This is a genomic window from Sphingomonas sorbitolis, assembly GCF_036663875.1.
GTDB lineage: Bacteria > Pseudomonadota > Alphaproteobacteria > Sphingomonadales > Sphingomonadaceae > Sphingomonas.
The window spans coordinates 221,788-243,307 of record NZ_JAXOJS010000003.1 but is presented as its reverse complement, the minus strand read 5'-3'; the positions used below and the strand labels follow the sequence as shown (position 1 = coordinate 243,307).

The 21,520-nt window shown below is 65.8% G+C and carries 23 protein-coding genes; 8 read left to right on the top strand and 15 right to left on the bottom strand.

Features of this window, described 5'->3' with window-relative positions:
- Positions 1-115: 115 nt before the first annotated feature.
- From U1763_RS10375 to U1763_RS10355, 5 genes are all read left to right on the top strand, one after another.
- Positions 116-454, top strand: coding sequence for a hypothetical protein (locus U1763_RS10375; protein WP_332755157.1), 339 nt, complete (start codon positions 116-118; stop codon positions 452-454).
- A complete protein-coding gene (locus tag U1763_RS10370; RefSeq protein ID WP_332755156.1) occupies positions 451-600 on the top strand; it encodes a hypothetical protein in 150 nt (49 codons plus the stop codon). The genes U1763_RS10375 and U1763_RS10370 overlap by 4 nt, the downstream gene beginning before the upstream one ends.
- Positions 600-773 carry a hypothetical protein gene (locus U1763_RS10365; RefSeq protein ID WP_332755155.1) on the top strand — a complete coding sequence of 58 codons (174 nt, stop codon included), beginning with the start codon at positions 600-602 and terminating at the stop codon, positions 771-773. The genes U1763_RS10370 and U1763_RS10365 overlap by 1 nt, the downstream gene beginning before the upstream one ends.
- Before the next feature lie 388 nt (positions 774-1,161).
- A complete protein-coding gene (locus U1763_RS10360; protein ID WP_332755154.1) occupies positions 1,162-1,581 on the top strand; it encodes a hypothetical protein in 420 nt (139 codons plus the stop codon).
- 10 nt (positions 1,582-1,591) lie between these two features.
- Complete coding sequence (locus U1763_RS10355; protein ID WP_332755153.1) at positions 1,592-1,834, top strand: helix-turn-helix transcriptional regulator; 243 nt, start codon at positions 1,592-1,594, stop codon at positions 1,832-1,834.
- A gap of 225 nt (positions 1,835-2,059) precedes the next feature.
- On the opposite strand, the gene U1763_RS10350 is transcribed toward U1763_RS10355, so the two are convergent.
- The 12 genes from U1763_RS10350 to U1763_RS10295 all read right to left on the bottom strand — a co-directional run bounded on the left by U1763_RS10350 (position 2,060) and on the right by U1763_RS10295 (position 13,572).
- On the bottom strand, positions 2,060-2,659 hold the full coding sequence (locus tag U1763_RS10350; RefSeq protein ID WP_332755152.1) for an SAM-dependent methyltransferase: 600 nt from the start codon (positions 2,657-2,659) through the stop codon (positions 2,060-2,062).
- Positions 2,649-3,335 (bottom strand): PIG-L deacetylase family protein, encoded by a 687-nt coding sequence (locus tag U1763_RS10345; RefSeq protein ID WP_332755151.1) that lies wholly within the window; start codon positions 3,333-3,335, stop codon positions 2,649-2,651. The genes U1763_RS10350 and U1763_RS10345 overlap by 11 nt, the downstream gene beginning before the upstream one ends.
- A complete protein-coding gene (locus U1763_RS10340; protein ID WP_332755150.1) occupies positions 3,329-4,429 on the bottom strand; it encodes an acyl-CoA dehydrogenase family protein in 1,101 nt (366 codons plus the stop codon). Before U1763_RS10340 ends, U1763_RS10345 begins: the two co-directional genes overlap by 7 nt.
- A complete protein-coding gene (locus U1763_RS10335) occupies positions 4,426-5,460 on the bottom strand; it encodes a glycosyltransferase (protein WP_332755149.1) in 1,035 nt (344 codons plus the stop codon). The genes U1763_RS10340 and U1763_RS10335 overlap by 4 nt, the downstream gene beginning before the upstream one ends.
- Positions 5,457-6,449 (bottom strand): glycosyltransferase family 2 protein, encoded by a 993-nt coding sequence (locus U1763_RS10330; protein ID WP_332755148.1) that lies wholly within the window; start codon positions 6,447-6,449, stop codon positions 5,457-5,459. The genes U1763_RS10335 and U1763_RS10330 overlap by 4 nt, the downstream gene beginning before the upstream one ends.
- Entirely contained in the window at positions 6,446-7,630 is a 1,185-nt protein-coding gene (locus U1763_RS10325; RefSeq protein WP_332755147.1) for a glycosyltransferase, read from the bottom strand. Before U1763_RS10325 ends, U1763_RS10330 begins: the two co-directional genes overlap by 4 nt.
- Before the next feature lie 300 nt (positions 7,631-7,930).
- Positions 7,931-8,089, bottom strand: coding sequence for a hypothetical protein (locus U1763_RS10320; RefSeq protein ID WP_277982345.1), 159 nt, complete (start codon positions 8,087-8,089; stop codon positions 7,931-7,933).
- A gap of 185 nt (positions 8,090-8,274) precedes the next feature.
- Positions 8,275-9,723 (bottom strand): hypothetical protein, encoded by a 1,449-nt coding sequence (locus tag U1763_RS10315; RefSeq protein WP_332755146.1) that lies wholly within the window; start codon positions 9,721-9,723, stop codon positions 8,275-8,277.
- A 393-nt stretch (positions 9,724-10,116) separates the two neighbouring features.
- Complete coding sequence (lpdA, locus tag U1763_RS10310) at positions 10,117-11,511, bottom strand: dihydrolipoyl dehydrogenase (protein ID WP_332755145.1); 1,395 nt, start codon at positions 11,509-11,511, stop codon at positions 10,117-10,119.
- 15 nt (positions 11,512-11,526) lie between these two features.
- Positions 11,527-11,868 (bottom strand): acyl-CoA thioesterase, encoded by a 342-nt coding sequence (locus U1763_RS10305; protein ID WP_107952653.1) that lies wholly within the window; start codon positions 11,866-11,868, stop codon positions 11,527-11,529.
- A gap of 44 nt (positions 11,869-11,912) precedes the next feature.
- A complete protein-coding gene (locus tag U1763_RS10300; protein WP_332755144.1) occupies positions 11,913-12,125 on the bottom strand; it encodes a hypothetical protein in 213 nt (70 codons plus the stop codon).
- A gap of 106 nt (positions 12,126-12,231) precedes the next feature.
- Positions 12,232-13,572, bottom strand: coding sequence for a pyruvate dehydrogenase complex dihydrolipoamide acetyltransferase (locus U1763_RS10295; protein WP_332755143.1), 1,341 nt, complete (start codon positions 13,570-13,572; stop codon positions 12,232-12,234).
- A gap of 122 nt (positions 13,573-13,694) precedes the next feature.
- Here U1763_RS10295 and U1763_RS10290 point away from each other — a divergent pair, with 122 nt between their 5' ends.
- Positions 13,695-14,150: a universal stress protein gene (locus tag U1763_RS10290; protein ID WP_132738806.1), complete on the top strand. Its 456-nt coding sequence runs from the start codon at positions 13,695-13,697 to the stop codon at positions 14,148-14,150.
- Between the two features lie 61 nt (positions 14,151-14,211).
- On the opposite strand, the gene U1763_RS10285 is transcribed toward U1763_RS10290, so the two are convergent.
- Positions 14,212-14,874 carry a PAS domain-containing protein gene (locus U1763_RS10285; RefSeq protein ID WP_332755142.1) on the bottom strand — a complete coding sequence of 221 codons (663 nt, stop codon included), beginning with the start codon at positions 14,872-14,874 and terminating at the stop codon, positions 14,212-14,214.
- 197 nt (positions 14,875-15,071) lie between these two features.
- Here U1763_RS10285 and U1763_RS10280 point away from each other — a divergent pair, with 197 nt between their 5' ends.
- Positions 15,072-16,397: a M20/M25/M40 family metallo-hydrolase gene (locus U1763_RS10280; protein WP_332755141.1), complete on the top strand. Its 1,326-nt coding sequence runs from the start codon at positions 15,072-15,074 to the stop codon at positions 16,395-16,397.
- A 67-nt stretch (positions 16,398-16,464) separates the two neighbouring features.
- Here the strand turns inward: U1763_RS10280 and U1763_RS10275 are convergent, their stop codons facing one another.
- On the bottom strand, positions 16,465-18,822 hold the full coding sequence (locus U1763_RS10275; protein WP_332755140.1) for a putative bifunctional diguanylate cyclase/phosphodiesterase: 2,358 nt from the start codon (positions 18,820-18,822) through the stop codon (positions 16,465-16,467).
- A 120-nt stretch (positions 18,823-18,942) separates the two neighbouring features.
- On the bottom strand, positions 18,943-20,706 hold the full coding sequence (locus tag U1763_RS10270) for a fatty acyl-AMP ligase (RefSeq protein WP_332755139.1): 1,764 nt from the start codon (positions 20,704-20,706) through the stop codon (positions 18,943-18,945).
- A gap of 96 nt (positions 20,707-20,802) precedes the next feature.
- Between U1763_RS10270 and U1763_RS10265 the strand changes: the two genes are divergently transcribed.
- Positions 20,803-21,495 (top strand): regulatory protein RecX, encoded by a 693-nt coding sequence (locus U1763_RS10265; RefSeq protein WP_332755138.1) that lies wholly within the window; start codon positions 20,803-20,805, stop codon positions 21,493-21,495.
- The last annotated feature ends 25 nt before the right edge of the window (positions 21,496-21,520 follow it).

Sequence of the window (21,520 nt, the reverse complement as noted above, 5' to 3'; positions counted from 1 at the left end):
CTGCCCGATGATCCATTTTGCTCCTCCGCGTCTCCCCTCCGATCAGGTGCCCCACCACGCCACGTCCGCGCTGCAGCCGTCGGCATACCTGCGCATGCGTCGGGTAGCCTCTGGCATGACGCCGCGCGACGTTGGCGCGCGGATCATCACCAGCAAGGAGGACTTGCCGAGCGCGATCGCACTGGTCGCTCTGCTGGAGACGCCAGGGGTTGTCGCGAAGCGGGAGGAAACTCTGGAGGCGCTCCGGAGCGTGTTCCGCTTCGACGCTGACGTCTACCGCCAGCTCGCGCGCGATCCCGAAGGTTCGCACCCGCAGATCTGCCAGGGCTGCGGTTGCAGCGCCTGGGATCCGCACGTCGATGCGGACGGGTGCGAAAAGCTCGAATGGGCCGCACCGAGCCTGTGCGTGATCTGTGCCGACGCAAAAGCCCTCGTAGCTGGTCGCTCACGTTGAGCGCGCCCGCACTCACCGCGCCGGCCGCGCCCCCCGCTGCCCGCTTCGCTCGCGCGAAGGTCGTTGCGGTCATCGTCCTGGCGGTTGTCCTCTTTCCTATCACGATCGTCGTCCTGATCGCCGCCAACTCGTCGGAGCGTCGATAATGATCCACGATATCCTCGTGGGCGCGGCGCTCACCGTGTTTGGCAGCGCCGGTGCAACGGCGATCGGTGTGATCATCACGTCGGTCGCTCCCCAGTGGGAGCGCATCTACCGCCTCGCGCTCGGCAACGTCGAACCGAACTTCGTCCCTTTGACGCGGCTGCGCGCCCGATGACCGGCACCAATCCAGCCGACCGATGGCCGCTACGGCGCATGTTCCTTTGGGTCGCCATCGCCAGCATTTGCGGTTGGTCGACCATCCTAGCTGTCGCTCGGCGGTTCCTGTGACGTGGCGGACGTCGCTATTTCCTGCGGCGATCGAGCCTTGTTCGAGGGGCTCGGCCAGACTGGCAAGCAATGCGACGTCCTCGCCGTTCGCAAGTCGTTTGCGGCGGTTCGCTTCGACGACGGCCAGGCAGTCCTCTGTCTCGCCAAGAATCTGCACCCGATCCCGCGCCGTCCTCCGCCCATGTTTTGACCGCCCGGCCCTTGGTCAGCCCCTTTCTACAAGGAAGGCCGCTGGCGCGAGCGCTCAGTCCCCCCGCACGAACAGGATCTCCATGATGATCAGCGCCGCTCCCACCGAAGCCCGCCAGACTCAGCCATCGACGCAGCCAAGCAACTGTTCCGGTAAACCGGAACAGCGAGGTCTGCCGGTCGGCATGTTGCGGATAATGGGGCTGGAAACTGCCGCGAAGTTCATCGGTAAAGGCCGGCTCGCTGACGAACTCTGCATAACGCCGCGCTCCCTGCATCACAAGCTGGACGCAGCACGCGGCATATCAGATGCCGATCTCATCGCAGCAGCTCACGGGCTGGAGCAGGAGGCCGAGCGGATCCTCGCGCACGCGCAGAAGCTGCGGGCGGTCGTGAACCCTGCCGTATCCGATGCTGTGACGGCCGCTCCCTTGGGACATCCCCCTACGCGACCGCCAAGGCCGTCCGCGGACGGATCGCCGAACTGTTCGAACAAGAGCGCCTGAAGGAAGCCGCATGACCGCCCTCACTCTCGCAACCGCCAAGCAAACAGGTGCCGCCAGCTCTGGCGGGCGCTTCCTCCGCATACCCGACGTGATGAAGACGACGGGGCTCGGGCGGTCGACCATTTACCGCATGGTCGCCGCCGGGACCTTTCCCGCTCAGGTGAAGCTGACGGTCCAGTGCAGCGGATGGTGGCAGGCGCAAGTCGACGAATGGATGCGTGACAGACTCGGAGCAGACCCAATGCGCTCCTGAGCCTGGGGGCACTTTAGGGGGCACTTACCCCAAGACTGAAATGTAAAAGCGTAGGGATTATAGTAAGATGACCGGTATAATTCGGCAGAGGCCAGGGGCACCACCGCACTTCGCCGCACATTTGTGCAAGGCGAGGCGGATCTACCATCCGCAACGTCCGCGTCGGCTCGCACGTTCCACGCGGCGGTGTGACCGATCGCTCGCAACCTCAGCCCTCTGACTTCCCTACCGCCGGGTCCAAAGATCCAGTCGGTACGATGCCGTCCGCTCCGCCCGCTCGACCGTGATGGCGTCGCCGATCGCCGCGGATATTTTGTCGACGGCCGCGTCTCCGGTCTGCGGATAGTCGGTGTCGCCGATCCAGTGCACCAGCAATATCCGTCCGCCGGGGACGACATGCGCCCGTAACCACGCCCCGGCGGTGGTGATGTCGTCATCGCTCCAATAATACACGACCTCGGAGAGTAGGACGAGATCGAGGGCGTTGGTCGCGGGAACCTGATCGGGGAAAACGACCTTCTCGAAGTGAACCTGCGGCAGGGCTTCGCACCGCTTGCGTGCATAATCGATCGCCTGCGCGGCAATGTCGATGGCGAGGAGATCGTCGCATAAAGGCGCCAATTGCCTGGTCAGCACCCCGTGAGCGCAGCCAATCTCGAGCGCGGCGGCATAGCGACGATCGTCCAGCACGGCGATGGTCCGCGCAAACTTGGCCGCTTCATACGGGCTGCTGGCGAGCGACCACGGATCGTCGTCGCCGGCAAAAATGTCCTCGAAATAGGCGGCAGTCAGGCTGCCCCCGCTGTGGGGCGGCTTATCGGGCATCGGCACTTCCGTTCAGATGAAGGACGTCCTCCGCCGGCATCCGCCAGGCGGTCCGCGCAAGGCGAAAGCCCGCGCCATAGGCTGCACCCGTCTGGCTGCGATGCGCCAGAAGTGCCCTGCGGCGCTGGCCGACCGGCATCGGCCGCGTGCGAAATGTCGTACGCGCGGGCGGCACGGCGGGATCGGTCCATACGCGGTAGTCGAATATCGTCACCGTGCGCCGGGCGGCACGGATTGCGGCGAGCGCGATCGTCCGGAACGCGGTATGATCGCAATGCGGTTCGTCGGCGCCGGTGACCGCGATCGCATCGACGCCACGTGAGCGGATCAGTGATGCAAGGCGTCGGACCGTCGCGCGCCATGCCGCGCTGTCGGGGCGATGGGGATGCGCGTCAGGCCAGTCGAGGAACACGGGCAATGCCGCATCGCGTCCGGCCAGCCGCCGGACCGCCAATGCCGCCTCACGCCGCCGCACCCGTGCCAGCCAAGCGCCCCCTACTTCGTGCGATCCGGCGCCATCGGTCAGGTAGACGACCCCTGCAAGGCGACGTGCCGCCGCCGCCTCGACAACCAGCGCGCCTGCGCCCAGCGTCTCGTCATCGGCATGCGGCGCCAGCACCAGCCAGCGCGCGCGCGCGAACCTGCTCGTTGCGAGCGGGCGGGCAATGCCTACCACAGGCGATCCTCGCCCCAGCAATCATGATCGATCCAGTCGCGCACGGCGGCGTCGCGGACCTGGTCGGGCCCTGCCTGACGCAGGTACAGGCTGAGATCGCGGATGATCTTGTCGATGCGCTGCCCCTCGAATGTGCTGCGGGTGCCAACAAGCCGTGCCGCATGCTCCATCACGTCGAGCCCGGCGCGCTCGACGACGCCGCGGGTCATCCGTGCGAACGCCGCCGCGTCGGCATCCTCGCGCGCCGCGCGCACCGCCGCCTCGCGCACCCACAGCCCGGCGGTACGGGTTGCGACGACCGCGTGCCCGAATGCCACACGCACCAGCGGATCGGCGCGGGCCGCCCCCGAGAGCGCCGCGCGAGTCTCCGCCAGCAGCGCCTCGATCCCGCCGAGTTGGACCGCGGTGAACCGCCACGCACCCGCGGTGAAGCGCGGTTCGCGATCATAGTCGCCGGGCTGGCCCAGCAGTGCATCCTCGTCGATCGGATAGCCGGTCAGGTCATAGGCGCCGCTCATGCTCGCGCGCATGCCCCGGACACGCCAGCCGCTGGCATCGGTCCGGTCGGGATCGTCGGCGCCGACGATGGCCAGTCGGCGGTCGCCGCTATCGGGCTGGATCGTGACGATCGCATAGCCGATCCCGCCTGCGCCACTGGCGAAGCTCTTCGCGCCCTGCAATGTTCGCCCGCCCAAATTCTCGATCAACGCGACCCCCGGCGCCGGCTCGGTTGCCCATACGCCGAACGCGGCGCCATGATCGAGCACGCGGCGCAGCCAGTCCTTCTGGCCGGCGGTCGCATACCAGCCGAACAGCGCCATCGCGTTGACATGGCCTTCGAACAACCGACCCACACTCAGGTCGCCGCGACCGACCCGACGCAGTGCGTCGAACATTGCGCGATGGCGGGCGTCGGCGTCGGCAAACGTCTCGCCACCCGATTCGACCGGGGCGAACCGGCGCAGCAAACCCGCCTCCGCGAGCAGCGCGATGCTGTCGGCGGGATGCGCGCGCTCCGCGTCATAGCGTTCGCCCAGCCTGGCGAGCGCAGCGACCAGCGGATCGTCGAGCACCGTTGTCATTCGTTCGCTCATCCGCGCTCTCCATCGGCCAGGGCCATCACATACGTTGCCAGACGGGCTGCACCATCCGGGTCGTCGAGCGCCACCTGCGCGGCGGGATCGAGCCGCTCCGCATGCGTGAGCAGCATCGGCCAGTCCGCTACGGCGGCATCGTCGCACATCAACGCCGCGCCCGCCGCGACCAGTCGCTCGGCCTTCGATCGCTGTTCATCGAACGGTCGATCCTCCGGCAGGCAAATAAAGGGTCGGCGTGCCGCCAGCACCGCACCGACCACGCCGTCCCCTGCGCTGCCGATGACGATCGCGGCGCGTGCGATCCACGCCGCGGCGTCGTCGACCCAGCCTGATTGCTCGAGATTGGTTGGCGCGTCGACAAGTGGCGGGCAATCGCCGATGATTCGCCACATACGGTCGGGCGTGGCACGCGCCGCGCGGACCCAGACCGCGGCATCGATTGCCGAGCCGCCCCTGCCGCTAACGACAAGGATCGATCGGGGTTCGATCGATGTCGTCCCGACACGGTCGACCAGGCCGGGGGCATAGACGGTCTTTCGTCGGACCCAATCGGGGGTGGCCGGATCGTCGAGTGCTTCGGCAAATGGCGCGACGATCGTGGTCGCGGCTCGAAACGCCTCGTGATGCGGGGCGTCGTCACGCCGGCCGCCTAGCCTGACGTACACGGTCGGTACCGACGCCAGCCGCGCCAGCATCGCGATCTCGCACGACACGTCGACGATCATCAGCGCGGGTTGCTGTTCGGCGATCCAGTGCGTGATCGCCGCGACCCGGCGACGTATCCCGTCATGGTCGAGCGGTGCATAGTGCAGAGCTGCGGGCCGATCCGCGGCATCGTCGCGACCGTCGAACCCGCAAGCAAGCCGGTCGTCGGGAATGTCGACATAGCGGTGGGCACCGCTCCGCCCGGCGATGTTCGTGCCGATCAAAGTGATTCGCCCGTCGGCATGATCCGCGATCGCCAACGCCCGCATGCGGTGTCCGGCACCGTGGTGATGGACGTAATAGCCGATCGGACGTCGATTCATGATGCAAGCAAGGGCGTGACGGGCTCGATCGAGATCGCGCCGGGATATTGGGGCAGGGGCATGTCGCCAGGCATTGGCGGCAGGTCCGCCTCGCGTGCCAGCATCGCCGCGACGCCGTGGGCGTGGCGGGTTGCACGCCGCCAATTGGCACGGGTCCGCCAATGCTCGAACGCAGGTACCCATGGATCCGCGCCCCGATCGAGCGTTGCTGCGAGTTCGGCCATCGCGAGCGCCATGCCCCCTGCGGCACGCCCCTCGGTGCGCGCCGACACGCGGGTCCAGACCGAAGGCGGATGGACCAGCCGCCCGCCCGCTGCGACCGCGCCGATGACCATCGATCGATCCTCGCCCGATGCGATTGGCGGGACCCCGCCGATCATGCGGTACAAGGCTGCGTCGATCGCGATGCTTGCCCCGGTGTGGTCGCCGTGACGCGGCGGCGGATCATGCGGGGATGGGTCGATCGCGTCCTCGATCGCGCGGACCGCGGCCCAATATCGATCGAACCGTTCGCGCATCGCGGTGATCGCCGCGTCGATCGGCTCGGCGTCGTCGAGGACGATCCGTCCACCAACGATATCCGCACCCGTGTCGATCGCGGCGAGGTTGGCGGCGAGCCAGCCAGCGGGAGGACGACAATCCGCGTCTGTGGAAATCAGCACGCCGTTGCGGTGGTCGCCGCCGATACCGCCGCCGTCGATCCCACCGTCAACGACATGGCGATATCCCATCTCCATGGCGTGGCCACGCGCGCTTCCGGCATGTGCTAGCGCCGGTGCAAAGGTGCGAGGCTCGACCGCAATATCCAGCCGTCCGGCGTACCGTATCGCGACATTGCGCATGACCCCGACGCTGTCGTCGTCGCTGTTGTTAATACACAGCGCAATCGGGATACGCCCGTCGATCGTTTGCGCGGCAAGTGCCTCAAACAATATCGGCAGGCGCAGGCTTTCGTTGCGCGCAGGTACGCAGACACAGAACGGCCTCATCGGCGCAGCGCGCGGTTGGTGGGCGCTGGTCTGCTGGCTGCCAGGGCGGGCCACATCGCCGACGCCAGCGGTTCCGGGATCGGCCCGGACATGGGCAGGGGCACGGGTGGAGCAGCCGTCTTCGCGCGCATTGCCGCGCACATCTCGGCATACAACGCCTCGTAACCGTCGATCATCGTTTCGGCATCGCAGATCGCAACGGCGCGCGCGCGGCTGTCCGATCGGGCGAGGTGCATCGCCCGTACGGCTGCGGTGGCAAGCGAGTCGACATCGTCGGGGGTCGCCAGCACGCCACTACCCTCATCGAGCAAGGTCGGGATCGCACCGCGCGCGAATGCGGCGACTGGTGTGCCGCACGCCAGTGCCTCGGCAACGACCAGCCCGTAAGGTTCGTCCCAGCACGGCGTGCACAGGAATGCCCGGGCGCCTCCGATCAGCAACGATAGCGCGGCGTGATCAAGATGGCCGACATAGCGCACGGCATCGCCGAGATGCGGGGCCACCTCCGCGGCATAATAGTCCGGATTGGAGATCGGACCGGCAATACGCAGCGGCAGCCCGACCTTCTGTGCCGCCGCGATCGCCAGATGAAGACCCTTTTCGGGGACGATGCGACCATACCAGACCAGATAGGGATCGGCGTCGGGGACGGCCCGATAGGGGAAGCGGTCGAGATCGATACCGTTGCCGACGACCCGGTCGATCGGGACGATCGGCGACCACATCGCGCGGATCGCCTCCGATACGGCGACGAACCGCGTCGCTTCGGCGCGGCACAACCGAATGCCGCTCTCGAGCCAGCAAAATGGCGGGGTATGCAGCGTCGTGACCATCGGCATCGGCAACGTATCCGCCATCGCAACCGGCAGATAATGCAGTGAATTATTGTGGACGATATCGAAGCCACCGCGACGGAGCTCGGACATCAGCCGCAGATAGGCGTGATGTTCGCGGAAGAACGCGATGTCGGTCGCTTCCGCAACGCCGGTCGCCATCAGCGCGGTCTCGTCGCAGATCGCGGTCAACCCGGTCGCGGGATCGGACCGGGTCGACGCGAACAACACGACATCATGGCCACGCGCGCGAAGCCGGGTGGCAAGAAGATGCGTGTGCATCTCGAGTCCACCGGCAAACGGCTCGACGATCGCATGCTTCAGATGAGAGATAATCGCGATACGCATGATCGAGCCGAGCGTCCCCTTTATGGTTCAGCGTCGTAACGAGCGTGCATCGGTATAAGACCCATATACAGATCGTGAATCGTGCTGATGAGGATCAATAGACCCGGTATACTATAGTTTAACCGGCTAGTGCGCTCGAATACGCATAGCGCGCCGTGGAGACTATACGGGTTGTTCGCGCGAAATCTGTGTTCGGCAGAATAGTCATCCGAGGGTGTGCGATGATCACCGCACGGCCGATGCGGACCTTTTAGGCAAGATGTCAGCGATGCGGCAACAGGATCACACGCTTGGGACGAGTCAGCGGATCGACTTGTCGACTGGCTCCGTTGCGGCGGCATACCTGGTGGCAATGCTGCCGATCTCGACATCGTCCTCGGCGACTTCGATCGCACGGTGAAGATGACAGGCGGCCAGATCGGCCCGGTCGCGGTCGAGCAACGCGAGCGCCATCTTCATCAGCGAAACAGCGGTTTGAGAACGTGTTAGCATGATCTAAGTTAGGATGACTGGTTTGAGGAGGCAAGCGAAAGCGGCGTGTTTCGTCCGGTTCGGATGCGACGGCACGGTGTGATCTCTTCCGCACGACGCCATGCCGATCGCCCTGATGTACAGCGTCACGCGCCTCTCTTGGGCACCGGCAATCAACCCAACATACCCGCATAGGTCTGCGGCGGCGGCGGCAACAGGACCCGCGCGGCGCCGCCGCTAGCCAGTACCAGCAGCAGTATGACGATACCGGCGCGGGCGATGTGTCGGGGCGGCGCGCGATCGGCCAGCAAAACCACCGCCACCGCGGTCGCGATCATCGGCCACAGGTGATAGCGCAGGTCCGACGCGATGCTGAGGACCGCGAAGCTCGCTTCCAGGGCGAGCGCGGAGACGAGTAGCGCCGTGGCAAGATCGCGGGCCGGATCGCGGGCCGGATCGGGGGGCGGATGGGGGGGACGCGACAGGCCTGTCGCCAGCGCGGTGATCGCGATCACGATCCAGCTGATCGGCCAGCCCAGCGGCGTCTCGACGATCATGGCGGTCAGGCTTTCCCAGTGCCGGGCGGCGGCGTTCGGACTGGCGAGACCGATCGTGTTGGGCTCCGACAGGGTCGGGGGGGCTGCGCTCGGCCAGTGCAACGGGACCAGCCAGCGATCGGTCGAGTTCAGATGCGCGAAGCGGTGCGCCGCATAGGCGATCGGGTGATGCAGCGCCGATCCGGCGAGCGTCAGGTAGAGCGTACCGACGGGTAGCGCCCGGAGGCGCGCCATCGTCGTTCCGCAATGCGCGTCGTCGCCTAGCGGGTCCCAGAAGAACGGCGAGGCGCAGTGGCGCGCGACCACGGTTTCCGCTTCGGCGCGGGTCAGGCCGATCGCAGTTCCGTCGGGTACGCGCGCGGCGATGCCGGCCAGGTCGAACAACGCCTGAGTCGATTCCACGCCGCTACGTTGCGCGCGCAGGATCTGGTGATTGACGACCGGCGCCACGGCTAGGACGACGACCACCGCAATCAGGCCGGTGATGATCTTGGCGACGGTTCCGGCGGGGCGGGGGGCGAGCGTTACCACCAATGGCACGACGATGAAGACGGCGTTTGCGCGGACGAGGACCGCATAGGCCAGCAGCAATACGGTTGGGACCCAGAGTGCGCGTGGCATGGGCCAGTGGGAGAGCCTGTACCAGCCGACGATCCCGCATGTCCCGAGCAGCGCGCCGGTCAGTTGCGCGTCCTTGAGGACGACGCCCTGCCACCCGAGAAACGGCGGCAACAGGCCGATGACGATGATCGCCACCGCGCTGCGGTTGCGGCCCGCTCGCGCCAGCGCGGCGGCGATCAGGCCGAGACCGAGCCAGTAGGTGCCGAGTTGTAGGACCAGCATTGGCGTCGCGCCAGGCCCGAGCGGTGCAAGCAGTGCCCAGACGCGTGCCATCGCGGGCGGATGCCAGTCGTCGTACACCCCCAATAGGACCTGCTTATATTGCGCGACGGTGTCGTACATCGCGGTGCCCGGCCAGAAGAGCGCGAGCGAGGCCACGCACAGCGCCGTCGCGACGAGCGCGATTTGGCGCGGGGTGAGGCGGGAGGCAGGGTCGATCGACATTCGCGGGTCCTGCACCGGTGGCTCATGCGCCGCGAAATCCTGAGAACCGGATGTCGGGGCAGGGCGACCTTTCGGAGGCTCGTGCGCGGGGGTCAAGAGAGTTAGGGCCGAAACGGGATGGCTTGCCCGGTCTGGTCGGTTGGTTGGGTATCACGCAACGTGATCCTGACGATCGTCAGGGGTCGGAGCCAAAAGCGTTGCGGGTGGTACCCCTGGGCCCCGACTTTCGTCGGGATGACGGGGAGGGGCATGCTCGAACTCTGATCCTCCCCCGCCAGGGGGAGGTGGCGCCGAGGGCGACGGAGGGGGAGGATGCGGAACGGAGGTTTCCCTTTCCGCCCCCTCCGTCAGGCAAGCGCCTGCCACCCCCCCTGGCGGGGGAGGATACCGGCATTAGTAGTGGATCGCGCGGCCATAGGCGGCGAGGACGCTCTCGTGCATCATCTCGGACAGTGTCGGATGCGCGAACACCGTTTCCATCAGCTCGGCCTCGGTGGTCTCGAGCTGGCGCGCGACGACATAGCCCTGGATCAGCTCGGTCACTTCCGCGCCGACCATGTGCGCGCCGAGCAACTCGCCGGTCTTCGCGTCGAACACCGTCTTCACGAAGCCCTCGGCCTCACCCAAAGCAATGGCCTTGCCGTTGCCGATGAAGGGGAACTTGCCGACCTTCAGCTCGTAGCCGGCTTCCTTCGCCTTCGCCTCGGTCATGCCGACGCTTGCGACTTGCGGGCGCGAATAGGTGCAGCCGGGGATATTGGCCTTGTCCATCTGGTGCGGCGATCCACCGGCGATCTTCTCGACCGCGATGATGCCCTCATGGCTGGCCTTGTGCGCGAGCCACGGCGCGCCGGTGACGTCGCCGATCGCCCAGATGCCGTCGACGTTGGTGCGGCCATAGCCGTCAGTCTTGATGTGACCGCGGTCGGTCTCGACGCCCAAAGCCTCCAGCCCGATATTCTCGGTGTTGGGGACGATGCCGATCGCGATGATCGCGTGGCTGAAGGTCTCTTCCGAAACCTTGCCGTCCTTCGCCTTGATCTTCGCCGTGACGCCGTTCGCCGAGGTGGTGAGACCCTCCAGGCCGGTCTGGGTCAGCAGCTTGATGCCCTGCTTGCTGAGCGCCTTGTCCATGAACGCGGACACTTCCTCGTCCTCGACGGGGAGGATGCGCGGAAGCATCTCGACGATCGTCACGTCGGCACCCATGTCGTTGTAGAAGCTGGCGAACTCGACGCCGATCGCGCCCGAGCCGATGACCAGCAGCTTGGTCGGCATCTCGGTCGGTACCATCGCGTGGCGATAGGTCCAGATCCGCTCGCCGTCAGCCTTGGCGAACGGCAGGTCGCGCGCGCGGGCGCCGGTCGCGACGATGATGTTCTTGGCTTCGAGCTCGACGGTCTTGTCGCCCTGCTTGACGCTCAACTTGCCCTTGGCCGTCACGGTGCCGACGCCCTCGACGACGGTCACCTTGTTCTTCTTCATCAGGCCCTTGACGCCCGCGTTCAGCTGGCCGGCAACCTTCCGCGAACGGTCGACGATCTTGGCAAGGTCGAAGCCGACATTGTCCGCCTTGAGCCCGTAGCTCTCGGCGTTCTGCATGTAGTGATAGATTTCCGACGTCCGCAGAAGCGCCTTGGTCGGAATGCAGCCCCAGTTGAGGCAGATGCCGCCAAGCCGCTCACGCTCGACGATCGCGACCTTCAAGCCGAGTTGCGACGCGCGGATCGCGGCGACGTAACCGCCGGGGCCCGAGCCGAGGATGACGAGATCATAGGTATCAGCCACGGTAGAGTCCTTTGATTAATTGGTTTCGGGCGGCACGGGCCGCGGTTTGCGATCGTCGCCGACCGCCACGAAGATAAAGCGCGCCTGGGTCACCTTGCAGCTGTCGTTGCTGTGACGCGCACGGCGCCACGCCTCGACCTCGATCGTCATCGAAGTGCGACCGACCGCGATCAGATGTGCGTAAACCGACACCTCGTCGCCGACGACGACGGGCATGTGGAATTTCATCGCGTCCGCCGCGATCGTGACGGCACGCCCGCCGCTGCGCCGCGACGCGACCGAGCCCGCGGCCAAATCCATCTGGCCCATAAGCCAGCCGCCGAAGATGTCGCCATAGGGATTGGCATCGGCGGGCATTGCGGTAACGCGGATCGTTGGAGCCTTTTCAGGCGGCAATTCGGTCACGCTTCACTCCTGCGGGTCGTTCGGTCGAGACGACGGGCGCGGCGCAATGGCCCCACGCCCATCAGCACGGTCGCGACCATCGCCGCCGCGCCGCACGACCAGATCACGTCCTGCCCGAGCGGATAGGACCACGCCGCCGCCCAGGTGATCGCGATTGCGACTACGAGGCCTGCGAGGATGTGCAGGATCTCGATGGTCGTCTTCTTCATGTCGAACACCCCCTAAACCGTTCGTGCCGAGCGCAGTCGAGGTACATGAGTCTCATGCCCTTCGACTTCGCTCAGGGCGAACGGAGTGGAGGTGTTGGTCACGAGCTTACGCCAGCATGCCCAGCGGGTTCTCGACGAGATGCTTGAACGCCTTCATGAACTGCGCGCCGTCCGCGCCGTCGATCGCGCGGTGGTCGAAGCTGCCGGTCGCCGACATGACGGTCGCCACGGTGAGCTCGTCGCCGACGACGTACGGACGCTTCTCGCCCGCGCCGACCGCGAGGATCATCGCCTGCGGAGGGTTGATGACCGCATCGAACTGCGTGATGCCGAACATGCCCATGTTGCTGATCGAGGCGGTGCCGCCCTGATATTCCTCGGGCTTCAGCTTGCCGTCGCGGGCCCGTGCGGCAAGGTCCTTCATCTGCGTCGAGATCGACGACAACGAGGCGGTGTCCGCACCGACGATGATCGGCGTGATCAGGCCGGACGGCGTGCTTACGGCCACAGAGATATCGGCGCGCGCAAAAGTGATCAGCTGGTCGGGCGTGAACATCACGTTGCAGGTCGGCACCTGCATTAGCGCGACGGCCTGCGCCTTGATCAGCAGGTCGTTGACCGACAGCTTCACACCGCGCGATTCGAGGCTCTTGTTCAGCTCGCCACGCAGCTTGAGCAGCGCATCGAGGCGGATGTTCACGGTCAGGTAGATGTGTGGAACGGTCTGCTTCGACTCGGTCAGGCGGCGTGCGATCGTTTTCCGCACGTTGCTGAGCTTGGTCGCCTCGTGCGGAATATCCGGCACGGTCGCAGGCTTCGCGGCAGGTGCCGGAGTAGCGGCAGCCGTAGGAGCAGCAGCTTCGGTCTTCGCAGCAACGGGTGCGGCACCCGGCTTGGCGCTCTCGATGTCCGCCTTGACGATGCGACCCTTCGGCCCCGAACCCGACACGGCGCCGAGATCGACACCCTTGTCGGCGGCAAGGCGGCGCGCGAGCGGGCTCGCCTTTACCCGGTCACCCGACGAAGCCGGGCCGGCATCTGCGGGACGACCGTGATCCTCGGCCGACGCTTCGGTACGCGGGGCGGGCTTGGCCTCGCTACCGGTGTCGTTCGGATCCTTCGGGTCGGGCTTGGCTTCCGATTCCTTGGCGGCGGGCTCGGGCGTCTCGCTCTTGGTCGGAGCAGAAACTGAAGACGCATCCTCGCCCTCTTCGGCGATGATCGCGATGACGGTGCCGACCTTCACGTTGTCGGTACCCTCGGCGACGAGGATCTTGACCACGGTGCCCTCATCGACGGCTTCGAACTCCATCGTCGCCTTGTCGGTCTCGATCTCGGCCATCAGGTCGCCGGATTTCACGACGTCGCCCTCCTTGATCAACCATTTGGCGAGGGTACCCTCCTCCATGGTCGGGGACAGCGCAGGCATCTTGATCTCGATCGACATGGATTTCCCCAGGGCGTGACGTAACGGCATGCCTACTCGCGCCCTCGTCCGCTCGGGTCAACCCCGGCGGACTTGCGTATCGACCCGCTGCGGCCCAATTACCGGCAATAACGGGGGCGAAAATGCGCATTTATCTGGTGGTGATCGACGACAGTCCGGAAGCGGGCATCGCGCTGCGCTTTGCCGCGCGGCGCGCGGTGAAGACCGGCGGCGGCGTCGAGATCCTGACTGTGATCCCGCCACAGGAGTTCATCGCGTTCGGCGGCGTCCAGGCGACGATCGAGGAGGAGGCGCACCTTCACGCACAGGGTCTGGTCGCGGGTGCGGCAGGGACGTTGCTCGAGGAATCAGGCTTGCGTCCGTCGATCACGGTGCGTGAAGGCGAGGGGCCGAAGATCATCCGCGAGATGATCGAGGCGAACCCGGAGATAGCTGCGCTTGTGCTCGGCGCCGCGGCGACCGGCGCGCCGGGCGAACTGATCGCGCATTTCACCGGCGCCGATGCGGGCGCGCTGCCGGTGCCGGTGATGATCATCCCGGGCTCGCTGACGCGCGAGGCGATCGATCGGCTGAGCTGAGCGCCCGGGGCGGGCCGTTGGCGATAGCGGCCAGTGTCGTTGATGCCGTCAAGAAGATCGATCAGCCGACGGGTACGGCGACCTTCTGATCCAGCAACATTTCCACCTTGTCGATACCGGTCTGCGTCAGTTGCAGCGCATCGATGCCGGGAAGCGTCGGTTCGAAGAGTGCCTTGGACTGCAGCACGCGCAGCCAACGCACGATCGTGGTCTGCGATAGCGGGATATGGCTGGCGACCGTCGCGATCGATGCGATCCGGCCCTCGGCTTCGGCGACATAGGTCAGCAGCAGAATCGTCCAGGCGTGATCGGCGAACAGGTCCGCCCCAAGGATGTCGTCACGCGCGCGCATGATATCGAGGAGTTCCCGAGCGCGACGCCACAGTCGATAGGGCGCGGGGTCTTGATCGAGGATGTCGTCGATCGTCGACAAGGTTCCAACCAGATGGCCGCCATCGGATCCCATCACCCGGGAAACCTGAACGTCCACCGCGATGATGTCTCCCCTGCCACCGATATAGCGTTTGCGAATTTTTGCGGATTGTCCGTTGGCCTGGAGTGCGGAGACCTTCGCCAAGTTTAGCGCAAGATCGTCGGGATGTGTGATCGACATATACGAAATACCGATGAGTTGATCTCGCTCGCGCTGCAGCAGTGTTGCGACGGGGCCGTCGATAGCCTGTATGACGCCCTCGCTGTTCGATACTGAATGCCCGATGATCATCGATCGTCCTCTCAAGACAATCATATGTTTAGCATATATATGAAAAATTTATCATACTTCGATCAGTTTTCGACCAGTTCGAGTTTTTGTAAGGGTCTGACATCAAAGCGGAGCTTGGTACGCCTGCCGCTATCGCTGATCGACCGGTGCCTTACTATTGGCTTGAGCAGCGGTGCCGATCGCGGCACGGTCTGCCAATGTCGATATACGCTCTCCCGTCGCTGCTTGCCGCCGCTGCCGCTGCCGCCGCCCCGCTTCCTGCTCCAACGCCATTGCCCGCACCGTCTGTGAAACGGTTGCAGGCGGACGTCACGACGATGGTCGGTTTCGGTACCCGGCATACTGCGTCGACGACGACCGATCCGAGGCGGGGGATCGGCGCGGCTCGGACCTGGGCCGCAGAACGTTTCACGCAGATCGGCGCATCGTGTGGCGGCTGTATCGTCGTCGACCGGATCGCCCGCTCGTTCACCGGGCCGCGTGCACCGGCCGGGGTCGTGGTCGAGGATGTGCTGGGCATCCAGAAAGGCCGCAATCCGAACCGCGTGGTGATCGTCGGCGCGCATATCGATAGCCGCGTGACCGACGTGATGAACGCCACCTCCGACGCGCCCGGCGCCAATGACAACGCGTCCGGCGTCGCGCTGGTGCTGGAGGCGGCACGGTTGCTGTCGCAACGGCAGTTCGACGCGACCATCGTCTACGCGGTGTTCTCAGGCGAGGAACAGGGCCTTTGGGGTGCCGAATTGCTCGCCGACACTGCCAAGGCGCGTGGCTGGTCGGTCTCGGCGATGCTGAACAACGATATCGTCGGCAACACCGTGGGGCAGGGCGGGGTCCGCGTTGCCGACAAGGTCCGGGTCTTTTCCGAAGGTATCCGCGCCTCGGAGGATCTGGCCGCGCAACAGGGGCGTCGTGCGGACGGTGGCGAGGATGATGGCCCCAGTCGGTCGCTGGCCAAGATGATCGACGGAGTCGCAGGCGATGTGCCGGGCGGGCTCGACGTGATGCTCGATCGTCGCCCGGACCGGTTCGGGCGCGGCGGCGATCACGAGCCATTTCTGAAACTCGGCTATCCCGCCGTGCGCTTCTCGGTCGCGGCCGAGAATTGGGACCGCCAGCACCAGGACCTCCGCACCGAAAAGGGCGTCGTCTACGGCGACACGATCGAGGGCATGGACTTTCCGTATCTGGCCAAGGTGACGGCGATCAACGTCGCGACCTTGGCTCGGATCGCGGCGGCACCCGCGGCTCCCGAAGACGTGTCGATGGCCGGAGCATTGTCGCGCGACACGACGATCAAGTGGAACGCAGTGCCGGGCGCCGTGAAGTACAGGGTTCGCTGGCGTCGCAACGATGTCCAGGACTGGACCGATGTGCGCGAGGTGGCAGCGACCGGACCAAATCCGCAGACGGTGCTGTCGCAGGTGCCGGTCGACGACAATTTCGTCGGCATCTCGGCGGTTTCGGCCGATGGCGCGGAAAGCCTCGTAAGTTTTGCGGGACGCGAACGCCGCCGCTGACCGCGCGTATTCGGGAGGTGGGTCCGGCTCGCGCCGGGCCTGCTATCGTCCGCTGGCCAGGTAGCGATCAGGCGGCGACCGCATCTTTCCAACCGCGGTTGGCGAGCGTGCGTGCGTCCTCGGCTGACATCGGCCGCCCGAAATAGAACCCCTGCGCATTGGTGCAGCCGAGATCGCGTAGAGCTCTGAGTTCGGCTTCGGTCTCGATACCCTCGGCCGTGGTGGCCATGCCGAGGCTCGTCGCAAGGGCGATCCCGGCGCGGACGATCGCCACGGCCTCGCGCACGCCGCAGGCCGCGTCGCGCACGAAATTGCGATCGATCTTGAGCGAGGAAAAGCGTGTGCGGCTTAGATAGCCGAGCGAGGAATGACCTGTGCCGAAATCGTCGAGGCTGAGGCGAACACCGAGTTCGGCCACACGATCGAGAATCTGCGTCGCACCAAGACCTTCATGCATGAAGACGCCTTCGGTCACTTCGAGCTCGAGCCGTTCGGGTGACACGCCCGTGCTCGCGAGCGCCGACGCGATCGTGGTCACGAAACTCGGATTGCGGAGTTGGTCTGCTGACACGTTGACCGCGATCCGCATGTCCGATGGCCAGAGCGCGGCTTCTTCGCAGGCGGTCCTGACCACCCAAGCGCCGATTGGACCGATCAGCCGGGTTTCTTCGGCAAGCGGAATGAACTTGGCCGGCGATACGCAGCCGAATTCGGCGCTGGTCCAGCGCAGCAACGCCTCGAAACCGCAGGGCAGCGCGCTGTCGGTCTCGACGATCGGCTGGTAGACGAGGTGCATCTCGCCCTTCTCGATGGCGTCGCGCAAAGCCATTTCGAGTATCCGCCGCTCTTCCGCCTGAACGTGGAGTTCCGGTTCGTACCGGCGGAACACGCCGCGTCCGGCGTCCTTGGCGCGATAGAGTGCGAGGTCGGCCGAGCGGATCAGCATGTCGGCGGTGCGGCCGTCACGCGGACCGATCGCAAGGCCGATGCTGGCACCGATATGGAGTGTATGGGCGTCGATCTCGTAGGGACGCGACAGCGAGGCGATGATCCGCTCGGCAAGCCGCTCGACCGCGGCGGCGTCGCTCGCGTCGCGGACCACCACCGCGAATTCGTCCCCGCCCAAACGTCCGCAGGTCTCGTTGACGCCCATCAGCGCGTGGATCCGCTCCGACACACGGCCAAGCAGTCGATCGCCGATCGGGTGGCCAAGCGTATCGTTGACCGCTTTGAAGCGATCGAGATCGAGCATCATGAACGCATAGCGGCCGCCCCAGCGATCGGCATCCGCCATCGCCTTCACGAGCGTCTCATTCACCATCAGTCGATTCGGCAGGCCGGTCAGGGTGTCGAAGCGCGCCATCCGGTTGATCTTGTCCGCCGACGCACGCTGTTCGGTCACATCGGAGCCGACGCCGCGAAAGCCGTAGAACTCGCCGTGATCGTCAAAACGTGGCGACGCTGCCATGCTCCACCAGCGATCCTCCCCGCCAATCTGGACGGGAAGGCGCAGATCGCGGAAGCTTTCCCGCCGTTTCAGCCGCTCGGCCAAAGTGCGCAATGCGGTATCGAACTCGCCGGTTTCCCAGCTCGGGCCGGCCAGCAGCTGCAATAGCGGCAGGCCATTGATACTGGCCGGATCGAGGCCGCACGCAAAGGCAAACCGCGGGCTGGCCTTGACGACGCGGCGGGTCGCGTCGGTTTCCCATAGCCAGTCGGCGCCGGTGCCGTCGAACTCGCCGAGCAACAGGCTGACGGTCTCGTTGCGATCGTCTAGAACGATCTCGCTCGCGCGGAGCATGATCAGCGCGCGCGCGCGATGGATGCATGCGACCATCAGCAACCCGGTAAACAGCAACAGGCCGAGCGCGGCGGCGAAACTGCTGGCGAAGGCGAGTTGGATGGCCATTGCCACACCAAGATAACCCAGAAATACGAGCGTCGCGGGTGCGAGCGGCGCCATCGCCAGGGCCGCCGCCGCCATCAGCACCGCAAGCGTGAGACCCAGCCCCGCGGTCGTCCCGGTCGGTGCATGCGTACAGAAGAAGACCGGCACCGCAGACCAGACGAGCGCAAGAACGAAGCCGTCCCAGATCGTGTGACGAAGCTGGCGCAGGCTCGCATAGCCATCGCCGCGATGATCGGTGGCGAGCCGGCGAAACCCCACCCACACCGCCGCAGCGGCGACCAGCGCCGCCCACGCCGCGATCTGCCAATGGGGCACGACGCCTCGCAGCAGGAACGCAATCGCCAGCATCGCGACGATATTGCTGGTGAGCAGGAACAGCGCCACGCGTCGCCCCGCGAACAACTGCGCCGCGCGGATCCGGCCCCAGACGACCGGATCGCCGCCTTCGCGGATCGCCAATAGCGTGGCGAGGTCGACGACGATGCGGCTCGACGCGGAAGGCGGGGTCTTGGTCACGCCAATGGCATAACCACGCGTTAGTTAGCGGAACGTATGCATCACACCAAACTGGATCTAATTGCTGTCGTTTTGGTCAAATCTAACCAGAACACGATCATTTTTAGCGCGGTCGGCCTGTTAGGCGGCAATATCATATGGTTTGATGTCACCGCTGAGATACAGGTTGCGCGCCTTGGCACGGCTCAGCTTGCCCGACGACGTGCGGGGCAAAGTGCGCGGCGGGATCAGTTCGATCAGGCAGTTCATGCCCGTCACCGAGCGGACGCGCTCGCGGATTTCGTCGCGCAGGCGCAGGCGTTCAGCCTCGTCCGAGCTGCGGCATTGCACCAGCACCGCGGGCGTTTCCTCGCCGCCGGGCGTCGTGATCGCGAATGCGGCGATGTCGCCGGCCTTGAAGCCGGGAAGCTGTTCCACCGCCCATTCGATATCCTGCGGCCAGTGGTTCTTGCCGTTGACGATGATCATGTCCTTGGCGCGGCCGACGATGTAGATGTAGCCGTCCGACATATAGCCCATGTCGCCGGTATCGAGCCAACCATCCGCCATGCACGCCTCGGTCGCGGCGTCGTCGCGGAAATAGCCGACCATCACCGACTTGCCGCTGCACCACACCTTGCCGATCGCGCGATCGGGGAGCGGCGTGCCGTCCTCCTCGCGGATCTCGATTTTCATGTCGCGGACCGGCTTGCCGCAGTTGACGATCGCGCGGTAGCGCTGAGGACGATCACCGCCGCGCGAGCCGCCGGAGAGCTGCGTTTCCTCGACCAGTTCGACGCGGATGCCTTCGCCCGGCGGCATCAACGACACCGCGAGCGTCGCCTCGGCGAGACCATAGCTCGGCAGGAACGCATTCGCCTTGAAGCCTGCATCGGCGAACGCGTCGACGAACGACTGCATCACGTCGGGACGGATCATGTCGGCGCCATTGCCCGCAACACGCCAGCGCGACAGGTCGAAGCGCTCGCTCGCCTTGGTCTGCGACGACATGCGGCGCGCGCAGATATCGTAGCCGAAGGTCGGCGAATAGCTGAGCGTCGTGCCTTCGTTGCGGCTGATGAGATCGAGCCAGGCGAGCGGGCGGCGCGCGAAATCCTCGGTCTTGATATAGTCGGTCGAGACCTGGTTGGCGATCGGCGACAGGAAGCAACCGACCAGCCCCATGTCGTGATACCAGGGCAGCCACGACACGCAGCGATCGGTGTCGCAGACTTCCATGCCGTGGCTATGCGCGGCGAGGTTGTTGAGCAGCGCGGCGTGCGTGATGACAACGCCGTGCGGGAAGCGCGTCGAGCCGCTCGAATATTGCAGATAGGCGATGTCGTCGGGCTTGGCCTCGGGCAGCGTCGCGACCGGTGCCTCGCGCACGGCGAACTCGGACCAGTCGATCCCGACGGTACCCGACAGGCGCGCGGCCTCGCCGGCCATCTGCGCCAGTTCGGGCGGGAAGATCAGCATCTTCGGATCGCAGCTCGCAAGCTGGACGCGAAGCTGCTCGATGTACGAATCGCGCCCGCCGAACGAGGTCGGCAGCGGCAGCGGCACGGGCCATGCGCCGGCATAGACGACGCCGAAGAACAGCGCGGCGAACTCGGGGCCGGTCTCGGCGACGAGCGCGATACGGTCGGCGGGGGCGACGCCGGCGGCGATCAGGCGATCGGCCATCGCGAGGGCATCGGTACGAAGTTGCGAATACGGGTAGGGCTGCGACAATGTCCCGCGTGCGTCGTGAAAATTAAGCCCGCGGTTACCGCTTGCCGCGTAATCGAGTGCTTCGCCCAACGTGCCGAAATCGGCGAAGCGGCGCGGCAGGGCGTCTTGGGTCGGCGTCGCAACGATCGTCGCTACGGTCGTGCCGCCCTTGTTGGCCGTGTCGGTCGTCATCGCAGTTCCTGCCTTGGTTGGTCGCGGTGCTCGCACACCACACCTATCTTCAGTCTAGCCGTTCAACTTCGGGTGCCAGTGTGGCACAATGATGGCGTGACCGATGATAGCCACAGCGAAAGCAACGCGTTTGCCTCGTCGCTGGATGCCGGCGACCGGGAAAACGACGCATTCGGCGATGGCGGCGGCACGAAGCGGCGTGGCGCCAAGAGCTGGGGCAAAGGCGGGAAAGGCGGCAGCAAGGAGCGATCCCGCGAGCGTCCCGCGCCGAAACCGCTCGATGCGGCGGCGCTCGAACAGATGGCGCTGCGCTATGTCGAGCGATTCGCGACGACGCGGGGGCGGCTCACCGATTACCTGATGCGGAAAATCCGCGAGCGCGGTTGGGACGGGGGCGACGGTGCGGCACTTGCGGAGCCTGGCGACCTTGCACAGCGGATGGCCGATCTCGGCTATGTCGATGACCGCGCCTTCGCCGAACAACGGGCTGCTGCGATGCAGCGTCGTGGCTTGGGGGCACGGCGGGTTGCGGGCGCATTCCGCGAGGCCGGCATCGACGAAGGCGACGCGGAGTCGGTGGCGCCGGCGATCGCGGACCGCGCAGTCGAATCGGCATTGGCTTATGCACGGCGCAAACGAATCGGACCGTATGGCAGCGGCGAGGGCGACCGGAAGCTGCACGAAAAGCAGCTCGCGGGTATGCTACGCGCGGGGCACAGGTTCGATCTCGCACGCAAAATTGTTGCTGCACCGCCGTCCGACACCCCCGAGTTGCTCGATTTCGAGTGAACACCACAACGGATTCATTGCGGCT

Coding starts and splice junctions, on each gene's coding strand:
- U1763_RS10290 (WP_132738806.1), top strand. CDS start 13,695: ATGCGCATTTATCTGGTGGTGATCGACGACAGTCCGGAAGCGGGCATC.
- U1763_RS10335 (WP_332755149.1), bottom strand. CDS start 5,460: ATGAATCGACGTCCGATCGGCTATTACGTCCATCACCACGGTGCCGGA.
- U1763_RS10365 (WP_332755155.1), top strand. CDS start 600: ATGATCCACGATATCCTCGTGGGCGCGGCGCTCACCGTGTTTGGCAGC.
- U1763_RS10375 (WP_332755157.1), top strand. CDS start 116: ATGACGCCGCGCGACGTTGGCGCGCGGATCATCACCAGCAAGGAGGAC.
- U1763_RS10295 (WP_332755143.1), bottom strand. CDS start 13,572: ATGTCGATCGAGATCAAGATGCCTGCGCTGTCCCCGACCATGGAGGAG.
- U1763_RS10350 (WP_332755152.1), bottom strand. CDS start 2,659: ATGCCCGATAAGCCGCCCCACAGCGGGGGCAGCCTGACTGCCGCCTAT.
- U1763_RS10330 (WP_332755148.1), bottom strand. CDS start 6,449: ATGAGGCCGTTCTGTGTCTGCGTACCTGCGCGCAACGAAAGCCTGCGC.
- U1763_RS10315 (WP_332755146.1), bottom strand. CDS start 9,723: ATGTCGATCGACCCTGCCTCCCGCCTCACCCCGCGCCAAATCGCGCTC.
- U1763_RS10320 (WP_277982345.1), bottom strand. CDS start 8,089: ATGAAGATGGCGCTCGCGTTGCTCGACCGCGACCGGGCCGATCTGGCC.
- U1763_RS10285 (WP_332755142.1), bottom strand. CDS start 14,874: ATGATCATCGGGCATTCAGTATCGAACAGCGAGGGCGTCATACAGGCT.
- U1763_RS10270 (WP_332755139.1), bottom strand. CDS start 20,706: ATGACGACCGACACGGCCAACAAGGGCGGCACGACCGTAGCGACGATC.
- U1763_RS10355 (WP_332755153.1), top strand. CDS start 1,592: ATGACCGCCCTCACTCTCGCAACCGCCAAGCAAACAGGTGCCGCCAGC.
- U1763_RS10280 (WP_332755141.1), top strand. CDS start 15,072: ATGTCGATATACGCTCTCCCGTCGCTGCTTGCCGCCGCTGCCGCTGCC.
- U1763_RS10300 (WP_332755144.1), bottom strand. CDS start 12,125: ATGAAGAAGACGACCATCGAGATCCTGCACATCCTCGCAGGCCTCGTA.
- U1763_RS10340 (WP_332755150.1), bottom strand. CDS start 4,429: ATGAGCGAACGAATGACAACGGTGCTCGACGATCCGCTGGTCGCTGCG.
- U1763_RS10360 (WP_332755154.1), top strand. CDS start 1,162: ATGATCAGCGCCGCTCCCACCGAAGCCCGCCAGACTCAGCCATCGACG.
- U1763_RS10305 (WP_107952653.1), bottom strand. CDS start 11,868: ATGCCCGCCGATGCCAATCCCTATGGCGACATCTTCGGCGGCTGGCTT.
- U1763_RS10325 (WP_332755147.1), bottom strand. CDS start 7,630: ATGCGTATCGCGATTATCTCTCATCTGAAGCATGCGATCGTCGAGCCG.